This is a genomic window from Clostridium beijerinckii HUN142, from assembly GCF_000621745.1.
Taxonomy (GTDB): Bacteria; Bacillota; Clostridia; order Clostridiales; family Clostridiaceae; genus Clostridium; species Clostridium beijerinckii_A.
In genome coordinates this window covers 96,438-114,634 of sequence record NZ_KK211336.1, presented here as the reverse complement: position 1 = coordinate 114,634, position 18,197 = coordinate 96,438, and the positions used below count along the sequence as shown (strand labels likewise).

At 29.5% G+C, this 18,197-nt stretch carries 16 protein-coding genes; all 16 read right to left on the bottom strand.

Annotation, left to right across the window (positions count from 1 at the left end; all coding sequences use genetic code 11):
• Window positions 1-163: 163 nt before the first annotated feature.
• Complete coding sequence (locus T483_RS0121785) at window positions 164-1,540, bottom strand: sensor histidine kinase (protein ID WP_026888731.1); 1,377 nt, start codon at window positions 1,538-1,540, stop codon at window positions 164-166.
• The gene (locus T483_RS0121780) at window positions 1,528-2,190 is read right to left on the bottom strand and encodes a response regulator transcription factor (protein ID WP_026888730.1); all 663 of its coding nucleotides are present in this window, start codon (window positions 2,188-2,190) and stop codon (window positions 1,528-1,530) included. The genes T483_RS0121785 and T483_RS0121780 overlap by 13 nt, the downstream gene beginning before the upstream one ends.
• 64 nt (window positions 2,191-2,254) lie before the next feature.
• Window positions 2,255-3,034 carry a lantibiotic immunity ABC transporter MutG family permease subunit gene (locus T483_RS0121775; RefSeq protein WP_026888729.1) on the bottom strand — a complete coding sequence of 260 codons (780 nt, stop codon included), beginning with the start codon at window positions 3,032-3,034 and terminating at the stop codon, window positions 2,255-2,257.
• Window positions 3,035-3,038: 4 nt separating this feature from the next.
• On the bottom strand, window positions 3,039-3,788 hold the full coding sequence (locus tag T483_RS0121770) for a lantibiotic immunity ABC transporter MutE/EpiE family permease subunit (protein ID WP_026888728.1): 750 nt from the start codon (window positions 3,786-3,788) through the stop codon (window positions 3,039-3,041).
• Between the two features lie 2 nt (window positions 3,789-3,790).
• Complete coding sequence (locus T483_RS0121765) at window positions 3,791-4,495, bottom strand: lantibiotic protection ABC transporter ATP-binding protein (RefSeq protein WP_026888727.1); 705 nt, start codon at window positions 4,493-4,495, stop codon at window positions 3,791-3,793.
• Between the two features lie 214 nt (window positions 4,496-4,709).
• Entirely contained in the window at window positions 4,710-5,345 is a 636-nt protein-coding gene (locus T483_RS0121760) for a DUF975 family protein (RefSeq protein ID WP_026888726.1), read from the bottom strand.
• 392 nt (window positions 5,346-5,737) lie between these two features.
• Complete coding sequence (locus T483_RS0121755; RefSeq protein WP_026888725.1) at window positions 5,738-7,075, bottom strand: hemolysin family protein; 1,338 nt, start codon at window positions 7,073-7,075, stop codon at window positions 5,738-5,740.
• A 441-nt stretch (window positions 7,076-7,516) separates the two neighbouring features.
• Window positions 7,517-8,740, bottom strand: coding sequence for a thioredoxin-disulfide reductase (gene trxB / locus T483_RS0121750; protein ID WP_026888724.1), 1,224 nt, complete (start codon window positions 8,738-8,740; stop codon window positions 7,517-7,519).
• Window positions 8,741-8,748: 8 nt separating this feature from the next.
• Window positions 8,749-9,075 carry a thioredoxin family protein gene (locus tag T483_RS0121745; protein ID WP_026888723.1) on the bottom strand — a complete coding sequence of 109 codons (327 nt, stop codon included), beginning with the start codon at window positions 9,073-9,075 and terminating at the stop codon, window positions 8,749-8,751.
• Window positions 9,076-9,313: 238 nt separating this feature from the next.
• Window positions 9,314-11,362, bottom strand: coding sequence for an alkaline phosphatase family protein (locus T483_RS0121740; RefSeq protein ID WP_026888722.1), 2,049 nt, complete (start codon window positions 11,360-11,362; stop codon window positions 9,314-9,316).
• A 34-nt stretch (window positions 11,363-11,396) separates the two neighbouring features.
• The gene (locus T483_RS0121735) at window positions 11,397-12,224 is read right to left on the bottom strand and encodes an ABC transporter ATP-binding protein (protein ID WP_026888721.1); all 828 of its coding nucleotides are present in this window, start codon (window positions 12,222-12,224) and stop codon (window positions 11,397-11,399) included.
• Between the two features lie 15 nt (window positions 12,225-12,239).
• Window positions 12,240-13,280 (bottom strand): aliphatic sulfonate ABC transporter substrate-binding protein, encoded by a 1,041-nt coding sequence (locus T483_RS0121730; RefSeq protein ID WP_026888720.1) that lies wholly within the window; start codon window positions 13,278-13,280, stop codon window positions 12,240-12,242.
• A gap of 99 nt (window positions 13,281-13,379) precedes the next feature.
• Window positions 13,380-14,189 (bottom strand): ABC transporter permease subunit, encoded by an 810-nt coding sequence (locus T483_RS0121725; RefSeq protein ID WP_026888719.1) that lies wholly within the window; start codon window positions 14,187-14,189, stop codon window positions 13,380-13,382.
• Between the two features lie 779 nt (window positions 14,190-14,968).
• Window positions 14,969-15,676 carry a hypothetical protein gene (locus T483_RS0121720; RefSeq protein ID WP_026888718.1) on the bottom strand — a complete coding sequence of 236 codons (708 nt, stop codon included), beginning with the start codon at window positions 15,674-15,676 and terminating at the stop codon, window positions 14,969-14,971.
• On the bottom strand, window positions 15,636-16,511 hold the full coding sequence (locus T483_RS0121715) for an ATP-binding cassette domain-containing protein (protein WP_026888717.1): 876 nt from the start codon (window positions 16,509-16,511) through the stop codon (window positions 15,636-15,638). Before T483_RS0121715 ends, T483_RS0121720 begins: the two co-directional genes overlap by 41 nt.
• A gap of 17 nt (window positions 16,512-16,528) precedes the next feature.
• Window positions 16,529-18,085, bottom strand: coding sequence for a hypothetical protein (locus tag T483_RS31735; protein WP_026888716.1), 1,557 nt, complete (start codon window positions 18,083-18,085; stop codon window positions 16,529-16,531).
• Window positions 18,086-18,197: the final 112 nt, after the last annotated feature.

Genomic DNA, 18,197 nt, shown 5'->3' with positions numbered 1-18,197 from the left:
ATTGTTTTATAAAATCACAAAACCAAGAGTAAAAATCTCCATGTTCACAGAGATCTATACTCTTGGTTCTTATTAGGCTTATAGTTAGAAATATTAATTTTACTTAGGTTTAATAGTTGTTTGAATAATAAATGATTTCCTATTATTTAGCTAACTATTTCTATTAATTAAATAAAATAGGTAATTCTATAACAACTTTAGCCCCTCCAAGCTTTTCTGATTTTCCAAGCGAAATATTCCCGTTGTGTTTTTCCATAAATTTTTTTGCAATATATAAACCCATACCATAATGATTTTTAGAATTTCTACTCTTGTCGCCTTGGAAAAACTGCTCTGTAGCTAACTGTAATTCCTCTTCTGTAAATCCTCTTCCTGAATCTTCAATGGTGAATCTTATATTATCATTATCTGAATCAACCCCAAATGCTATTTTCCCATTTTCATAGCAATATTCAACCGCGTTCGAAATAACATTGCTTAAAGCTCGCTTTAAAGTTGATTCATCTCCTATGATAAATTCTGGAATATGTTTAATTTCACCTTTAAGCTCTATTTTTTTATTTATACCCATGGAAATTCCTTGTTCAATTATATCCTGTATAAATTCTTCTAAATTTATCTTCTTTTTTTCTAATGTTGATTCTTTCTCAGCTTTCATAATTTCTATTAATGATTTAATATAATCTTCTATATTTTTAACCTCGTTTATTATACTATCGTTAAATTCAGCTTGATCTGCTTTTAAATCTAATTCACTTAAAAGCTCAGAGTTTCCCTTAATAATTGTTAATGGTGTCTTTATATCATGAGCCAATGCTGCCATTTGCTCTTTGCGTGCTTCTTCCATCTTCCATTGTTTACTTAGAGAATCATTCAACTCTGTCTTCATTTTATCAAGCGCAGAAATGACTTCATTGATTTCTAATATATTCGAATATTTCACCTCAAATTCTAAGTTTTCCATCTGTATATTTTCTGTAGTCTCTTTTAAAATCTGTAGTTCTTTAGATATTCTTCTTCTAAAACACCTAGATAGAATTATAATTTCAATACTAACCAAAACAACATATATAAAAACAAAACTAAGCTCAGCATTTTGAACATACTTTTTCAAAACAGGGCTAACAAAACTTGCCCCTATGGTGTATTCAACTACACAGATTCCATTCTCTCTTGAAATAACTTTGTAATAATATTTCCCTTCACTTCTCTTATCACTTTGCACAAGATTCCAAATATCTATAGCTTTAGTTTCTGATATACTACTATAAAATACATTTCCAATAGAATCATAAACTGCATAATTGCATTCCTCAGGTATAAAGTCTTTTACTTTAACATCATCTGCTTTTGCTATTTCTTCTCTCTGTTTTTCAATTTTCTGCTCATAGTAGTTTGCTGGTAAAATAAATCCACTATTCAAACCAATTTGAAATAGAATAAAATCAAATATAGCTAAAAGAATTGTAACTATACAAAAGAACATTATATATATTGCGAAAATCTTAGAAATGCTTTTTTGCTTCTTCACTCTTTCCATTTATATCCTATCCCCCAAACAGTTTCTATAGGGTTTATTCCTACCTTCTTAAACTTATTTCTTATATTTTTAATATGCTCCACAATCGCTGTAGTATCGCTATTCCCATCAAAACCAAATACACTTTCATATATTCTTTCCTTGGAAAATACCTGCCCATGATTTAGAGCAAGATACTCGCATATATTATACTCACTTTTTGTAAAAGGTACTAATTCTTCATTATAATAAGCCTCTTTTGCCGTTATATTAAATTTTATATCAGAAATAGAAAAAGCATTTTGTTTTTCCCTATGTTCACGTCTTAAATGTGCAGCTACCCTTGCCCGAAGCTCACCTATACCAAAAGGCTTTGATATATAATCATCTCCACCAATACTTAATCCCATTACAATATCTTGTTCCATAGTTTTTGCTGTCAAAAATATAATTGGACAGTCAACCAGATTACGTATCTCTTTGCACAGAGAAAATCCATCTATTTCTGGCATCATTACGTCAAGTAAAATCAAATCGTATTTTACATACTGATCCTTTGATATATATGTAGGATTAGAAACTATAGTTACATTATGTCCTTCTCTTTCTAATGCACCTTTTATAACCTTTAATATGCCTTGCTCATCATCTATCGCTAGAATATCTGCCATTTCTATCCCTCCTACATCTATTATACCCAATATTACCAATTAATCTTTATTATTCTATAAATTATTATTGCTTCTCTCCTCTACCTTCAAAAAAGTTAAACCAAACTCCAAGATAAATCCCAAAAACAATTGTAAGTAAAACACAATTTCTAACCCCAATGGCACTATTACTAAATACGGTATTAATATCAGCCAGTTTATTAAAATTATCTATAGAATTAGAAGCTTCTATAAAGAAATTATCACAAAACTTAACCGACCATCCACAAGGTATCCATTGCCATATTCCATCTCCAAGCCCTGTACTGAGCAAAGCTGATAATAAGCTTTCAACTATTCCCATCCCTATTGATGCTCCACTTCCAAACTTAATGCTCAACCATAAGTGAAATAAATAGAAGAATATTTGAGCTCCAAATATAATAAAAATTATATTTAAGTAAAAATTTAGTGGTAGTGTATTTTGCCTTAAAACAAATTGAAATCCGACGAAAAAAATCCCAACCGCTACACTAAGTGAAAATAAACCTGTAATAAGTAGAATTAATATTTTACTCAAAAGACACATTCCTTTTCCATATTCTATAGATAGCATTTCTTTAAATTTTCCAGCCATAACCTCCTGTTCTATAACCATAGAGCATACAATCCCTATTACCACTGGAAATGTTATTGATAATACTTCTAAATACCCACTTATTTTATTTACAGAATTCCAATTTGAAAATGAATAATATTTCAAAAATATTATTGCTCCTATAATCGGTAAACAAATATGAATCAAATAAAAAGGTGTGTGCTTCATTTTTATAAAGTCTGCCTTAAATAAACGAAGAATTTTCATTATGTTACTTCGCCTCCTGTCTATCATACCATTTAGCTGTTAAATAAGTTATCAATATAAATAAAACTATTGAAATTCCAATACCAAAAGGTATACCCCAGCTCTTAAGTAGCTCTGGTGTAAAAGTTTGACTTTCTGGTTTAGCTATTAAACCATTTGGTAATAATTTTAAAATTGGACACATTAGTCTAGATGTATACGAAAAGGGATTTATCCACCAAAACTCCTTTACTGCCATAACTATTGAAAATATATTAACTGCTAGGCTTAATACTATAGTTGGAAATAGTCCTATTTTATTTCCCAGAAAAAAGTATAATGGAACCTGCCACATTGAGGTTATAATGATCACTAAAGTTCCACCTAAAGCACTTAACATCGAAATATGTGATATACTATCCATTTTAATAAAGTACACACTTAACTCTCCAGCTATAAAAATAACTATACAAGAAATAGCTATATTCTTTACTCCCACCAATATTTTAGCAATCCATATTTTATCTAAATCTACTGGAAGTGATATAACCGCTTTATTTTTCATAGAACCATCAATCCTTGATAAAAGGCAGCTCCCTAGCGAGATAACTCCAGGAAGTATCAACGTATACCACCAATTATAAATATCAACCTGAAAATAATTTGATGCTAAAAATCCCGAAAGAAGAATTACCATAATTGGTGCTATCCATACTAATTTCTTTACAAACGTATGATTTATCTTCATATTTTCTGCAATAAAATATTTAAGCATCATTATTTCTCCCTCCTATATTGTTTAGCGATATCTATAAATAATTTTTCTAAATCTTCACCTTTTTTTAATTCTCCTTGATATCCTAAAATACCGCCGGATATAATTCCAATATGATCAGCAATCTGTTCTACTTCACTTAACATATGACTCGATAATATTACTGTAATGCCTTTCTTTGGAAAAGATCGTATTAACTCTCTCAATTCTTGTATTCCAAATGGATCAAGCCCGTTAGTTGGCTCATCTAAAATTAAAAGTTTAGGATTATTAAGTAATGCAATAGCAATCCCCAATCTCTGCTTCATTCCCATAGAAAATTGCCCAGCTCTCTTTTTGCCTGTATTTTCTAGCTCTACCACATGAAGAACCTCTTCAATTCTTGAGTCCGGTAATCCAAGTACTGTAGTACGAACCTTTAAATTCTCTTTTGCCGTCAAATTTTCATATAAAGGCGCTGATTCTATTAATGACCCAATTTCGCGTAAATCGTTTCTACTCCATTTATGCCCATCAAATAAGATTTCTCCCGAACTTGGTCTAAGCATTCCCGTAACCATTTTTAATAGTGTTGACTTTCCTGCTCCATTTGGACCAAGCAACCCATATATTGAATTCTTTTCAACTAATACAGACATATCTTTAACTGCTTCTTGCTTTTTAAAGTTCTTACATAAGTTTTTTGTTTCTAAAATAAATTCGTTCATCTTAACTCCTCCTCTTATAATTAAATAATAAGCCTTAATTATAAGGAATTTATAAGGAACTGAAATTTAAGAAACTGACTTTGTATTTAAAAATAAAAAATTCCCTCAGTAACGCTTTCTTACGGCATTACTGAAGGTATAATTTCTTTAGTCTTCAATTTAATACATATAATATTTTATAAATATATATTTCTGAACAATAAATTATTGTTCTTTATGCTATTTTATCATTATTATTATAACTATCTCTAAGTTTTAAGTAATAGGTGGCTACTGTAACGTTCATATAAGGAACCACCCATAATAGCCCGATACATAGTGGAATCATTCCAAGTATTATCCACCCTAAAAAACTTAAAGTAAGGACGAAGTATTCAAATTTATGCCCTTTCATAATAGCTGAGCTCTCTTTTAAACATTGAATTATTGACTTATTATTATCATCAGCTAAAATAAAAAATGATTGTGAAAACATATATATAAATATAATGCCTGGAACTATCAATAAAAATAATCCTATGGTAACAATTATAGTCAATAAAATATATAGGCCTACAGCTTTATGAATTATTGAAAATCCTGAAAATATATCTGTAAATTTAGGGTTACTATTTTTTTCGGCATAGTTTAGAGAAAATCTGCATATACCAACTCCTATTGCTGAACTAACAAATATTGTTACTAAAAATACGATTAAACTTAAACCGAAACTTTCTCTAACAACTCTTAAAATTAAATTAAAAATAATTGGAATTAGAAATCCAGCAACAAAAATTCCTCCAATAGCCAGTCCCCACCTCCCTTTTAGTTGATCTTTTGCAAAGCTCTTCAGTTCTGCTCTAGTATTCATAAAAATTCCTCCTTAAATTGAAATACCTTTGATATTTATGCAGGGAGATTTAACATTATGCTATATTTATATTTTAATTTACAGTAATCGCATGAATTTATAAATATACATTAATCTTTTGTATAATTTATATACTTTTTGTAAAAGTTTTCATTTGAGTGATCCATAATTTCAACATAATTATATATCTTGTAATTAACTTCTATATTAATATTTCATAATTAAGGATATATCACACAATTTACATTAAATATCAGTTATAAAACTGCAAATAAAAAGGCTGTTATAAAATAAATTTTTAGAACAACATAAATAGTCTTTAATAAAAAAACAGTACTTATATTGTTCTATCTTTTATTCTAAAACAGCCACTTTTATTTTATATTACAGCCTTATAATACAGCTAAAATTTCATCATCTTTCTGAATATAAAGCTTTATCCTACTAATTCTTTTTTCCTTTACTTCTTCTATTTTAAAGATCAAGTTTTCATATTCTATCTCTTGTTCATCTGTATTACTAGGAATACGTTCAAGAATTTCAATAATAAAACCACTCATAGTATCATAATTCTCACTTTTAATATCTGTATCGAAGTAATTATTAAAATCATTAATTGAAAGCATACCTGATATCATAAAGGTGTCATTATCCATTTCTTCTATTGATGGCTCATCCTCATCATATTCATCATCTATATTTCCCATGACTTCTTCTATTAAGTCCTCAATAGAAACTATACCTGAAAATCCTCCATACTCGTCTACTAACACAGCCATATGCTTTTTAGTACTTTGAAGTTCCTTAAATAACGTATCAATCTTTCTATTTTCTGGAACAAAATAAGGTGGATGCAATATACTTCTTATATCCACGTTTTCAAATCCATATTTTCTTGCTTCACTAAAGAAATCCTTCATATAAAGAATACCAATTATATTATCAGTATCATCTTCGTAAACAGGAACTCTTGAATATCTTTCATCAATCAATTCATCCAAATATTCCATTAATGGATCTTCTATATTAATCATATATACTTCTGTTCTCGGTGTCATTACTTCACATGCTAATTTATCATCAAACTCAAATATGCTATTTATCATTTCTGTTTCAGTCTTATTTATGACTCCATGTTCTAGTCCAGCTTCTACATAAGATTTGATTTCCTCTTTTGATACTTTTTCACCTAAATCTTCTTTATCAAGCCCAATCAGTTTAACTAATACATTAGTTGATGCTGAAAGTAACCTCACAAATGGAACTGCAATTTTAGCAATAATCACTAATGGTTTTACACAGAACATTGCAATAGCTTCTGATTTTTTAAGAGCTATTCTTTTTGGAAAAAGTTCTCCAAATACCAAGGTGATATAAGATAACACAATTGTTACTAGTGCCAAGGCAACTTGTCCACTATAAGGAACATTAAGTCCCTTTAAATAAAGAGCTACATCCTTTGATAGCCCTGTTGCTGCTGAAGCACTACTAAAAAATCCTGCAAGAGTTATTCCTACCTGTACAGTAGATAAAAAATTAGTAGGTTCTTCCATAAGTTTTAATAAAAGCTTGGCCTTCTTATTCCCTTCTTCCTCAAGAAGCTTTATTTTATTTTTATTTAATGATACTATAGACATTTCTGCCGATGCGAAAAATGCATTGATTAAAGTCAATATGACTATTAAAATTAATTGTGACGTGATACTCGTCTGTTCCGGGTCTAAATCCATAAAAATATTTCCTCCAACATAAAAATTTTTAATATAATCATATCACAAGGAATATTTAAAGTAAAATTGCAATTAACTCAAATATTCCTTATTTACATATAATATTAAGTGTTATAGCAATTTGATTCACTAATATATAAGTTCTAAGAAAGATTATTCATAAAACCTGAATTTCTATTTATAGTAATACCACTTGCAGTAATACTAATATTTATGAAATTTTATTAACTAGAATTTATATATTTAAATTTTATAAAATATTATATTAAGCCTGCTAGCTGCATATGCATTAATTTATTTCCTTTGTATCTTTTTTCTTATATATTCTTTCGTTAATAATTAATTCACTTCCTGCTACCTTCTTTAGACTTATAAAGTAAACTTATATTCTTATTTGTTGGTGGAATAATTTTTGCTAATTATTATCTTAAACATCACAAGTTAAAATAATTGATTTCTTAATTGTTTTTTATCTGATGTATATTTTAGTCGTTTAATTTCCTTACCCTGCTCTAGAATAATTATTTCAGGTACAATTCTAACATTATATTTTACTAAAAGATTTTTCTTTGTTGCTGTATCTATTTCTATAATCCTATAATTATCAACTAATTCCCTATTTACCGCTTCTAATAATGTTCTAAACTCTAAGCTCTCATTAGCTAAAGCGTCTGCAAATAATAACAATACTCTTTTTTTACTTTTTAGAATATTGTCATTAAAGTCCTTCATTTCTTCAATGTGACGTTCAGCAGCCACAGCAGCAGTTGCTCCATCGCCAGCAGCAGAAACAACCTGTCTTAAATATTTAACTCTATTATCTCCTATTGCATATACTCCTTCAATGCTAGTTTCCATAAGTTCATTTACAGATATATACCCTCTTGGATCAATTTCAAGACCACTATTTTTCAAAAAATTAGTTAATGGTACCATACCTACAAAGAAAAATACGCCTTGGCATTTTATCTCTTCTATATTTCCATTCTTTAAATTCTTAATTTTTACTCCTTCTACATTTTCATTCCCAAGCACTTCCTCTATAGTTGAATTCCAGATAAATTCCATCTTGTTATTATTAAGAGCTCTTTCCCTGCTTAATTTATTACAATCAAGAATCCCCTCATCATGAAGTACTATTACAGTCACTCTACTTGCAAACTTTGTAATGTACATGCCTTCTTCAATAGCCTGATCACCACTTCCAATTACAACAACATGTTCTCCTTCAAAAAACTCAGCATCACAAGTTGCACAATATGCCACTCCCATACCTTGTAGTCTTTTTTCCCCAGGAATGTTTAATAATCTAGGCTCACTGCCACAAGCTATAATCACAGCTTTTGCTAATAATTGCTTTCCTTTTTTAGTAGTGATAAATTTCTCTCTTAAGGACAAATCAGCCTCTACAACCTCGTCTCTTAAAAACTCAACTCCAAAACTCTCTGCGTGTTTCTTAAAGTTTTTCATAAGTTCTGGCCCGCTGATTTGTTCATAACCAGGATAATTAACTATTTCCCTTGTTGTATTTGCGAGGCCTCCAACTACTCCTTTATTGATTACCAGAGTTTTAAGTTTAGCTCTTCCCCCGTAAATTGCTGCTGAAAGTCCTGCAGGTCCACCACCTATGATAATTAAATCGTAGGAATTAGTCATATCGTTCATACTTTTAATCACTCCTCAAAAACTTCAGCAATTTTTTCTTCAACTTGATCATCTTCCACATGACCAGCTAATTTTCCTTGGTACTCACCGTCTTTAAAAAAAAGAATTTGAGGAACACCTTTTAAAGAAAATCTCTGAAATAAATTCTTTTGTTCTTCAACGTCAACATAATAAAAATTATACTTATCATCGTATTTTGATTTTAAATCTTCTAAAATTGGTACTACACCTTGACATACACTACAGCTTTCTCTAGAAAAAATCACTATGCTAGACTCAGCATTGTCATATATAATTTCATCAAATTCATTGGAATTTAAATGTTGTAAAGACATACTATTCACTCCTCTATAATTATTGTAAATCGTAATTTAAAGAGACTATAATACTAGAAGCTTTATAATCAAAATGTTAAATAAATTCATTATAATAATAAACAAAAACATTACTACGCTTATTATTTAGTTTTCTTTATAACTTCTCTGCCTACTTTAAAAACAGCTATCAGAGATCTACTTTCTGATAGCCATAATCTTCTTTATGCAGATGGCCTTGTTATTTTTTCGATCACTCCTAAATATCTTCTGAAAAAATTTGATAAATTGGAGCACCTTCACACTGTGCTGGGTAACGTAATCCTAGTAATGCAGAAACTGAAGGTGCAACGTCAACTTGCCTTATAATACGTTCAGTTGTAAATCCTGGCTTAATACCAGAACCTGCCGCTACAAAGATTGGTGAAACTGATGTATCAAAATATCCTTCTGAGGTTGAAAGGCTATCTCCATGAAGTCTATTATATTTTTCTTCGATAGAGAAGAATATATCACCACATTCTGGTCCATGAGCACCAATTAAGACAGCATCTTTATTTCTAAGGCATATGCCTACAACTCTTTTACCAGTTCTATAATCTCTGTAATTATACAAGTCAGAGATTATTTGTTCTTCTAAATCATATTTATCGTTTGGATCTACAATACCATGTTTGTCACGGCCTTTTAGATTAATATAAATATAATTACTACGAATCTGAACAGCTCTTGTTTTCTCCCAATCTACTTCTCTTGTTGAATTACCATCTTTATCTTTTTTCAAAACTGTATAACCAAGCTCTTCCATAACTTTTGTATTTAACCCACCATACTCACCTAAAATTGGAGGTACATTTTCTCCAACCATAAGTCCATGATCACTTACAAGTAATACAGTCCAGCCTTCATCAAATAGATGTAGAAATTCACCAATATAATCATCTGTTTGCATATAGAATTTTTCAATAAATTCCTGATATACTTTTTCATCAGTGTAATCCCATGGCTGTAGTGTCTTAGCAAGATGCCATAATTGATGTCCTGCACAATCAATATTATGAAGATGAGAGAATACTACATCATATTTTTTCTCCTTAATACAATAATTAAGACAATCCGCCTGCCACTTATCGTAAATTGCCCAGGATGGTTCAAAAATTTCCCTCACTAGTTCATCATCTTCTCCACCGATTAAACTAACAGGAGGAACATGTCCAACATTCTCAGTAATATCTTTGTATAAAGATTTTTGATGCCATAATTGATCATTGGATATGTCAAGAGCATTACTAATCCAAACTCTAACTTTATTGCCTTGTGGATCAAGTTCTAAAATCTTCATTGAACGGCATGCAGGCTTTGTTACTTCTTTCTTTGTAACATCGTCAATGATACCTGTTACCATCTTATCTTTCTCTAAAATAACGATTGGTTCATCTGCTTTCTTATTTTTATAAATTGCTACTTTATCATATTCGCCAGCTTCATTTTTTAAAATTAAGGCTGGGCGTCTAGTTACACCGCTTGAAGTTATTATAGTGAATTCTTTTGCTCCTTCCGGCGCATTTTTCCAACCTTTTGCATCCTTAAGTGGAGAATTTACAATATCATAAGCTACTTTACTTCCAATAACAATTTCTGTATCATTATCATCCATAACATAGGTACGAATTTCACCGCCTTGACGGGCTGTATCTCCCCACCAAAGTTCCATCATTTCATCATCAACTTCATCGTCTAAAGTGCCTTCTAAATCTGTAATTATGCAACCAACACCCGCTGGTTTTTCTACTCGTGGTGCATAGCGAACCTCTTTAATTTCAGGTGAAGCAACAATAACTTTTTCCCAATCAAGTTGCGCAACTCCCATATTAACAGACCCTGGCTGAGTTCCATCTACAACACTTAGGTTTTCACTATGAGAAGTTGGCGGCCAAGAACTGCCTGGCCAATGCCAAACTAATGTTTTTAAATCAGCTTCTGAAGTAATATTCCAAATCTGTTCAGCAGTACAGTTACGCGAATCCATATTATAAACAACAGCATCAAGACTTTCAGGAGATTGTCTCCAATAGCAAGTAATTCCATGTGTTCCTGGATAAGCCCCCGTAGCAAGTGTTGTCCAACAAGGCGGTGTAATTGTTGGGATTGCACCAATTTGTCTCAAATCTTCTCTCGCTGAACCACGTTCAATCAGCTTTTTTAAATTTGGCATTTTTCCTTCTTTTAAAAATTTTTGACTCACTCTTGGATCCATGCCATCTACGCCTAAGACTAATAATTTTTTAGTAAGCGCTGATCTCTTCATAATATCTATCTCCCTTCAACTATATAAACATTTTTTAATCTTCAATTTCTAATTCTGTTCCTTGAATTAATTCAATTAACGAATCTCTAAGTTCTCCAAATTCTTTTGAAGATCTGATTTTTTTAAAGCTATTATCATCATATTGTCGAAGCGGATTTCTAAAATCACTCACAATTCTTCCTGGATTGGCATTCATTACAATAATTCTAGTTGATAATAAAATTGCTTCTTCTACGTCATGAGTAATAAAGAAAAAGCATTTGTTAGTTTCTTTCCATATCTTCTTTAGATGCTTTTGCATAGCTTCTCTAGTTAGAGCGTCTAAAGCACTAAAAGGTTCATCAAGCAGAACTACTTTTGAGTCTGCAGCTAATGTTCTTGCAATTGCTGCACGCTGCTTCATACCTCCGGACAATTGATGAGGAAGCAGTTTTCTAGCTTTATCTAAACCAACTAAATTAACATAATGATTTACAACTTCTGCTCGCTCTTTTTTAGGAATCTTCTTCATCTTAAGTCCAAATTCAATATTCTTTTCAACACTTAACCAAGGAAAGATGTTAGGCTGCTGAAAAACAACTCCTACATCCGGATTTGGCTTAGTGTGCGGTGCTCCATTTATAAGTACTTGCCCTGAGATATCTGTATTATATCCAGCAATAGCATTTAATAATGAAGTTTTCCCACATCCAGATGGCCCAAGAACACAAACAAAATCATCATCAAATAATTTAAGCTCAATGTCATTTAAGACATTCGAATACTCTTTTCCATTTTTATATATTAAATTAACATTTTTTAATTCAACAGAACAATTTGCTTTTCTCTCTTCTGGTCTATTTATTTCAACTAACGATTCCATATTATATCTCCTCTATTAATTATATAAATCGTTTCTTACCGCCTTTTTGAAAGTTTCAATATCTGGTGAAGTAGTAACTGCTTTTTGAGTTAACAAGAAATCACTTGTATCCTTTAAAATTTGTGGTAGCTTGCCTTGCTTGTCTGATGTTCCTATATATTGTGCTTGCTCAGACTTATCTAAAACAGAAATTTGATTCATAGCTTGCTTTGTATCCTCAGCGCTTAATCCAAGTTCTGCTGCTAATGTTTTTACTACATCATCTGATTGAGTTTTATATGACTTAGTAGCCTCATCTAATATATCAATATATGCCTTAACTACATCTGGATACTTAGCTGCAAAGTCATTATTTACAATACCAAATTCACCAGTAACAGCTCCGCCTTTAGCAACATCTTCAGATGAAAGTATTACTTTTCCACCATCTGAAACTAGCTTTGATTGTGCTGGCTGCCAAATGTAAGCTCCATCAATTTCCCCTCTGCTCCATGCCGCTATAATGTCTTGTGCACTCATATCTAAAATAGTTACATCTTTTTCTGAAATATTATTTTGTTTTAATGCAGCAAGTAAGCTATAGTGTGAAGTTGAACCAAATGGAGTTGCAATTTTTTTGCCTTTTATATCTGCTACAGACTTAATTCCAGATGTATTTTTTGCAACAAGTGCCTCACTTGAACCGATTATGTCATGTAAATAATAAATTTTATAAGGAAGGTCATTAACAATTCCAGTTGTTCCTGGAGGTGTACCAATGGTTGCTATATCTATAGATCCACTAGCCATTGCAGCATTTACATCACGTCCAACGTCAAATTGAACATACTTAATTGAAACTCCTGGGAATTTTTTTTCAAGTAACTTTTCTCCTTTTGCAAGAAGTTCTCCATTTGGAGATTGAAAATATCCTAAACGTATTTCCTTTGGCAACGCTGATTCTGAAGCTTGAGTATTTCCTGTCGTGCTAGCTGTTTTTGCTCCTGAGCAGCCTGTTATTAAAATACCAATAGATAAAATAGACGACAAAAGTATTGAATATTTTCTTAATTTCATAAATAACACTCCTTTAAATATCTCTATGTACCTGCTTGTACATTGATTGATTTTATTAATAATCTACTATTACTAAATATAAAAGAACTTTCTATTTTTTTATTTTTCTAGCCATGGTGAAGCTTTTCTGATCAAAAATCTCACAAAAGAATCTAATATAATCGCTATAATTCCCATAATTATAACTCCAACATAGACAATATCATTTCTAAGATATTTACTTGCATCTAATACCATCCAGCCTATTCCTGATACAGCTGCAACCATTTCTGCCGCAACTAAAGTTGCATAACCAACACCAATAGCTGTTCTAAGACTAGTTAATATATCTGGTAAACATGATCTGAAAATAACACTAATAAAAAGATTTATTCCACTTGCCCCTAATGATTTAGCTCCATTAATTCTATCTAGCGGTACCTTTTGAACGCTAAATATAACTCCGATTAATAAAGGTGCAAATGCATTTAAAAATAATAAAATAATTTTAGATTCATCTCCAATTCCAAACCAAAGCACAATTAATGTATAATACGCTAGTGGTGGAAGCGGACGATAAAATTCAATAAACGGATCTATAATCGCCCTTACAATCCTTGAACTGCCTGCAATAAGTCCTAAAGGAACACCAATTATTATCGCAAAAAAGATTGCAATGAAAAGTCTCTCCATACTTATTGCAATATGAGATAACAAGCTTCCTCCTTTATAACCTTGCTGAACTAATTCAATAAATGCCTGCCATACTTTTTGAGGCGATGGAAGAAATACTTGATTAATCAAGCCTTTACTTGTGGCAATTTCCCATACAATAAAGAAAATGACTACAGATGTAAAAGAAATGCCAATATAAAAAATTTCACCTCTTTTTCTTTTCACTATTTTAGTAGCTGTGTCTTGATTATTCATATAGGTTAATTTCCCTCCCCCATTTCTTTTTACATCTATTTTTCAGATTCTTATTTTTCATACAGATCCCCCTTCTTTACTTTTCCTATAGAATTACTATGATTTAATTTTAAATATATCTTACTAGACCGTCCAAGTATTGTCAATAAGAAATACTATAAAACATATCAAAAAAGTAAGATTTATTTTTCAGGAATATATGGTAACTTGCAATATGTTTATATCTTAATATAGATCTTGATAATATTACGCCATTTAACAAGTTCAATTATTGAACAATGTAATACTATCATTGTTCAATGTTCAACGCAATAAGTTCATGTATTTTTTCACATTTATAGTAAAATAATTGTGATATATATTTTTAAATTATTTAAGATCTGAAAATTATCAATTATTCCTTTAACTTATTAACTAAGATGTATTACGCTTATTTGTCTGATTAATAATATATATTACTATAGATATTTTACATTAAAACTAATTAAATCAAGAAAACTTATGATTTTGCCTATAATCTCTTTTAATTTACGATAAGCGCATTAGCTCTTATCATATAATGCTATCTTCTCAACTTATTAATAGAAACTTAACTAAAGCAATTAAATCCCCAACAGTACTTTTTTAAGTAGCGTTGGGGATTTATCTGTATTAAAATGAAATATTATTATTTATATAATCTAAACTATTGATTCTACTTTAGATGACTAATCTAAATTCTTATAATAATTCACTTGTCTTTTTAGTTTTTAACTTTTCTTAAGTAAACATATAAATTACTAATTACTAGATATTTTTCCTGCAATACATATACTTACTACACCTATAGTTAATATCAATATTCTATTTACTATATAATATCCAGGAGATATCGTATAATAGAAATTATACGTATTTGCTCCAATAGATAATATTTTAAATAATTCACCAAAAGATAAATAATCGCAAATGGTATATGCTGTCGTTATAAATATTCCGGCATATATATTTTTCACAACTGTTGTTATTAACAACATTATTGAAGTTAAAAATATTATATTCGGTATGAATCTTAGTGATAGTAAGGCACCTTGAATAGCTCCGTAATACACTGTTCTATAATACATTAATGCTGTTATAAATGAGCCTACTAAAAATATACCTGTATAAAGAAACCATCTGAAAAATAATATATAGTTAAATCCATGTCCACTAAAGAATGCAATTAGTTCATGAGCATTATTTTTATAGTCATTATAAAATGCGTATGCTATTATGCAGCAAGAAATCATTGGGATTGTATAATCATACATATTATCTACACTAACAAGCTTGTATTTTTGTGATAACAAAGATATATATTCCATCGGTGCTGGATTATAAATAGATATTAGTAATAAAAAAAATATCATTCCAAAAGACAGTTTAAATATTCTTCCTCTAATATCGTAAATTGTGTAGTAATTACTATACAGAAGTTTTACATTTTTGCAAAAATACGTACGCATTCTCTAACGAAACCTCCTTTTCTAATTCACTTTTCTTTATAACATTATCATTTTGTATAAATTTAATTTTTATCATATTATTTTCCAATCTTTTTTCTTCAATTACCATAACCTTTTTACTAATTAGTCTTAATTCATCAACATTAACATTTATCGTACAAATATTATTTTTAGCTTGAGCTATAGCATCACTTGCACTTCCTTTAAATATAATCGAACCTTGATCTATAATTAGAATATTATTTGTATATAATTCAACATCTTCCAAGATATGAGTAGAAATTAGTACTATTCTTTCTTTTCCTATTTCAGATAAATAATGTCTAAATTCTAATCTTTGCTCTGGATCCAATCCAACTGTTGGTTCATCAATTACAACTATATTAGGATTTCCGATTACAGCTTGTGCTATGCCAAGTCTTCTTTTGTATCCGCCTGAATAACTTCCTATCGTCTTAGATATAATACTTTCCAAATTGAATTGTTCTACTACTTTATCAATATGTTGCTTTTTCTCTGTAGAATCCACATTTTTAATATCACATACATATGATAAAAAATCATATCCTGTTATATTATCATATGTATCGAAATTTTGTGGAAGGTATCCAATAATATTATTAGAGTCCTTTAATAGATTTTCATTATTTAAAAGTATTTTTCCTGTAGATGGTTTATTAGCTCCAATAAGTACTTTCATTAATGTTGTTTTACCAGCTCCATTAGCCCCTAACACTGACGTTATTCCATTACTACAAGAAAAAGATATATCTTTTAATATATTTTTTTTATTATATGAAAAATTAATGTTTTCGACTAATAATTGATTATTCATTTTATAACTCCCTCTAACTATATATAATTTATTAATAATGTATCATTAGATATTTTTATATAACTGTTAGTATTTACGCGCATTCCTACAATGACCTTCTTATACTTCTTCTCTCTTAATAATTCAAAATCATCTTTTGAAAATTCTTCCTCATGTTTTGTTAGATAAGATGAAATGCTCTTATCCAATTTAGCCCTAAAATCCTCAAGATTATAAGTACTTGGGATTATATATTCAATACCATTATCATCAATTTTCCTGTATTGACCTGCAAATAAATCTACTCCAGATGTCTTTCCAGTTAATTTATAGTTATTGTTTAATAAATTATTACTCTGGCTTTCCACGTCCAAATTAGAGTATATATTAGACGATGTATTTATATTTATATTATAAGATATTAGCGAATTGTCATATAAACCTGGATACCAATGCAAGGAATCTGTAATATTTAAAGCATGACTATTACAATAGAACGTATCTACTCCCAAATTATCTTCTACATGTATATATCCTTCATATGAAACTAAAACATTAATACTTTTTTTCCCACTTGTCTTATAATCTAATACAACTTTACCTTTCTCGTGAGTGAATTTAACGGGCTCATTGTCTACCGTTATTTCTTTTACCTTAAATAAATCATCTAGCAAAAATGTTATAGAATCTACACTCTCATCTATATTTACATGAAACAAAACATTATTCTTTAGACTATTAGCAATATTTATATCCATTTTATAGGAATCAATATGGTATTTTTCTGCACTTAGTTTAGCAATATCATATTTATGTATATACGTAACATTACTGTTGCTACTAATAATAGTAAATACAATTAGCAGCATAATTGAAATAACGGCAATACCACTTGATATTTTTCTGCTTTTATCCAATAATATCTTAACTATAATAATCATTAGTAATATTAACCATAATACAAATAGTTTGTCCAAAATATATGATAAATTAAATATTTCATCACACAGAATATTCGTTTGAATACTTGTAGAATCGCTATATATATTAAAAAGTTTATTAAGAACTTGTGACTTAAATAAAGGATTATTCAAATTGAATGGAAAGAAACCATAAATAGCAAGTGATAAAAAAATAGAAATCCATCTATTTAATAAAATCCCAATAGACGCACCTATTGAAATTGATATGATATTTGATAAGTTCCATATTAGAAAAAAATTTAAAATCCCAGTAATAACAAAATAAAGTTCAATATTATTATTTTTGAAAGCAAGTATTATAATGATTGGTATTATTGATGTAATTACTGAAATAATAGATCCTGATAGTATAATAGTTAAATATCTTTTAAATTTATTTTTTTCTAAAAAATCCATAACTTCAGACTTTTTAGATATTATGGAAGATGTTGTAACCAAAAAAAATAAATTTGAGGCAATTATAGCATAGCTTATTATTCCTGTGTACTCTAGTATAGATAAATTTAATGATTTTAATTGTACAATAAATATATATATATTAAATAATAGCGAAATTATAAAAATTGGCGTTCTAACAAATATTTTAGTATAAAATTTAGTTAACTTTATCATTAATCTATTCCTCTCGCAGCTATAATTTAATCAAGTAAAATGAACAAATCTACTTTATTTACAGCCCCTTCATCAAATTTTCGTTTAACCTATGGTTTTTAAATATATTTTA

Bases quoted from the DNA above. Each gene is read 5' to 3' on its own strand.
- T483_RS0121765 (WP_026888727.1), bottom strand. From the start codon at position 4,495: ATGAACGAATTTATTTTAGAAACAAAAAACTTATGTAAGAACTTTAAA.
- T483_RS0121760 (WP_026888726.1), bottom strand. From the start codon at position 5,345: ATGAATACTAGAGCAGAACTGAAGAGCTTTGCAAAAGATCAACTAAAA.
- T483_RS0121775 (WP_026888729.1), bottom strand. From the start codon at position 3,034: ATGAAAATTCTTCGTTTATTTAAGGCAGACTTTATAAAAATGAAGCAC.
- T483_RS0121785 (WP_026888731.1), bottom strand. From the start codon at position 1,540: ATGGAAAGAGTGAAGAAGCAAAAAAGCATTTCTAAGATTTTCGCAATA.
- T483_RS31735 (WP_026888716.1), bottom strand. From the start codon at position 18,085: ATGATAAAGTTAACTAAATTTTATACTAAAATATTTGTTAGAACGCCA.
- T483_RS0121740 (WP_026888722.1), bottom strand. From the start codon at position 11,362: ATGAAGAGATCAGCGCTTACTAAAAAATTATTAGTCTTAGGCGTAGAT.
- T483_RS0121730 (WP_026888720.1), bottom strand. From the start codon at position 13,280: ATGAAATTAAGAAAATATTCAATACTTTTGTCGTCTATTTTATCTATT.
- T483_RS0121720 (WP_026888718.1), bottom strand. From the start codon at position 15,676: ATGCGTACGTATTTTTGCAAAAATGTAAAACTTCTGTATAGTAATTAC.
- T483_RS0121755 (WP_026888725.1), bottom strand. From the start codon at position 7,075: ATGGATTTAGACCCGGAACAGACGAGTATCACGTCACAATTAATTTTA.
- trxB (WP_026888724.1), bottom strand. From the start codon at position 8,740: ATGAACGATATGACTAATTCCTACGATTTAATTATCATAGGTGGTGGA.
- T483_RS0121735 (WP_026888721.1), bottom strand. From the start codon at position 12,224: ATGGAATCGTTAGTTGAAATAAATAGACCAGAAGAGAGAAAAGCAAAT.
- T483_RS0121770 (WP_026888728.1), bottom strand. From the start codon at position 3,788: ATGCTTAAATATTTTATTGCAGAAAATATGAAGATAAATCATACGTTT.
- T483_RS0121745 (WP_026888723.1), bottom strand. From the start codon at position 9,075: ATGTCTTTACAACATTTAAATTCCAATGAATTTGATGAAATTATATAT.
- T483_RS0121715 (WP_026888717.1), bottom strand. From the start codon at position 16,511: ATGAATAATCAATTATTAGTCGAAAACATTAATTTTTCATATAATAAA.
- T483_RS0121725 (WP_026888719.1), bottom strand. From the start codon at position 14,189: ATGAATAATCAAGACACAGCTACTAAAATAGTGAAAAGAAAAAGAGGT.
- T483_RS0121780 (WP_026888730.1), bottom strand. From the start codon at position 2,190: ATGGCAGATATTCTAGCGATAGATGATGAGCAAGGCATATTAAAGGTT.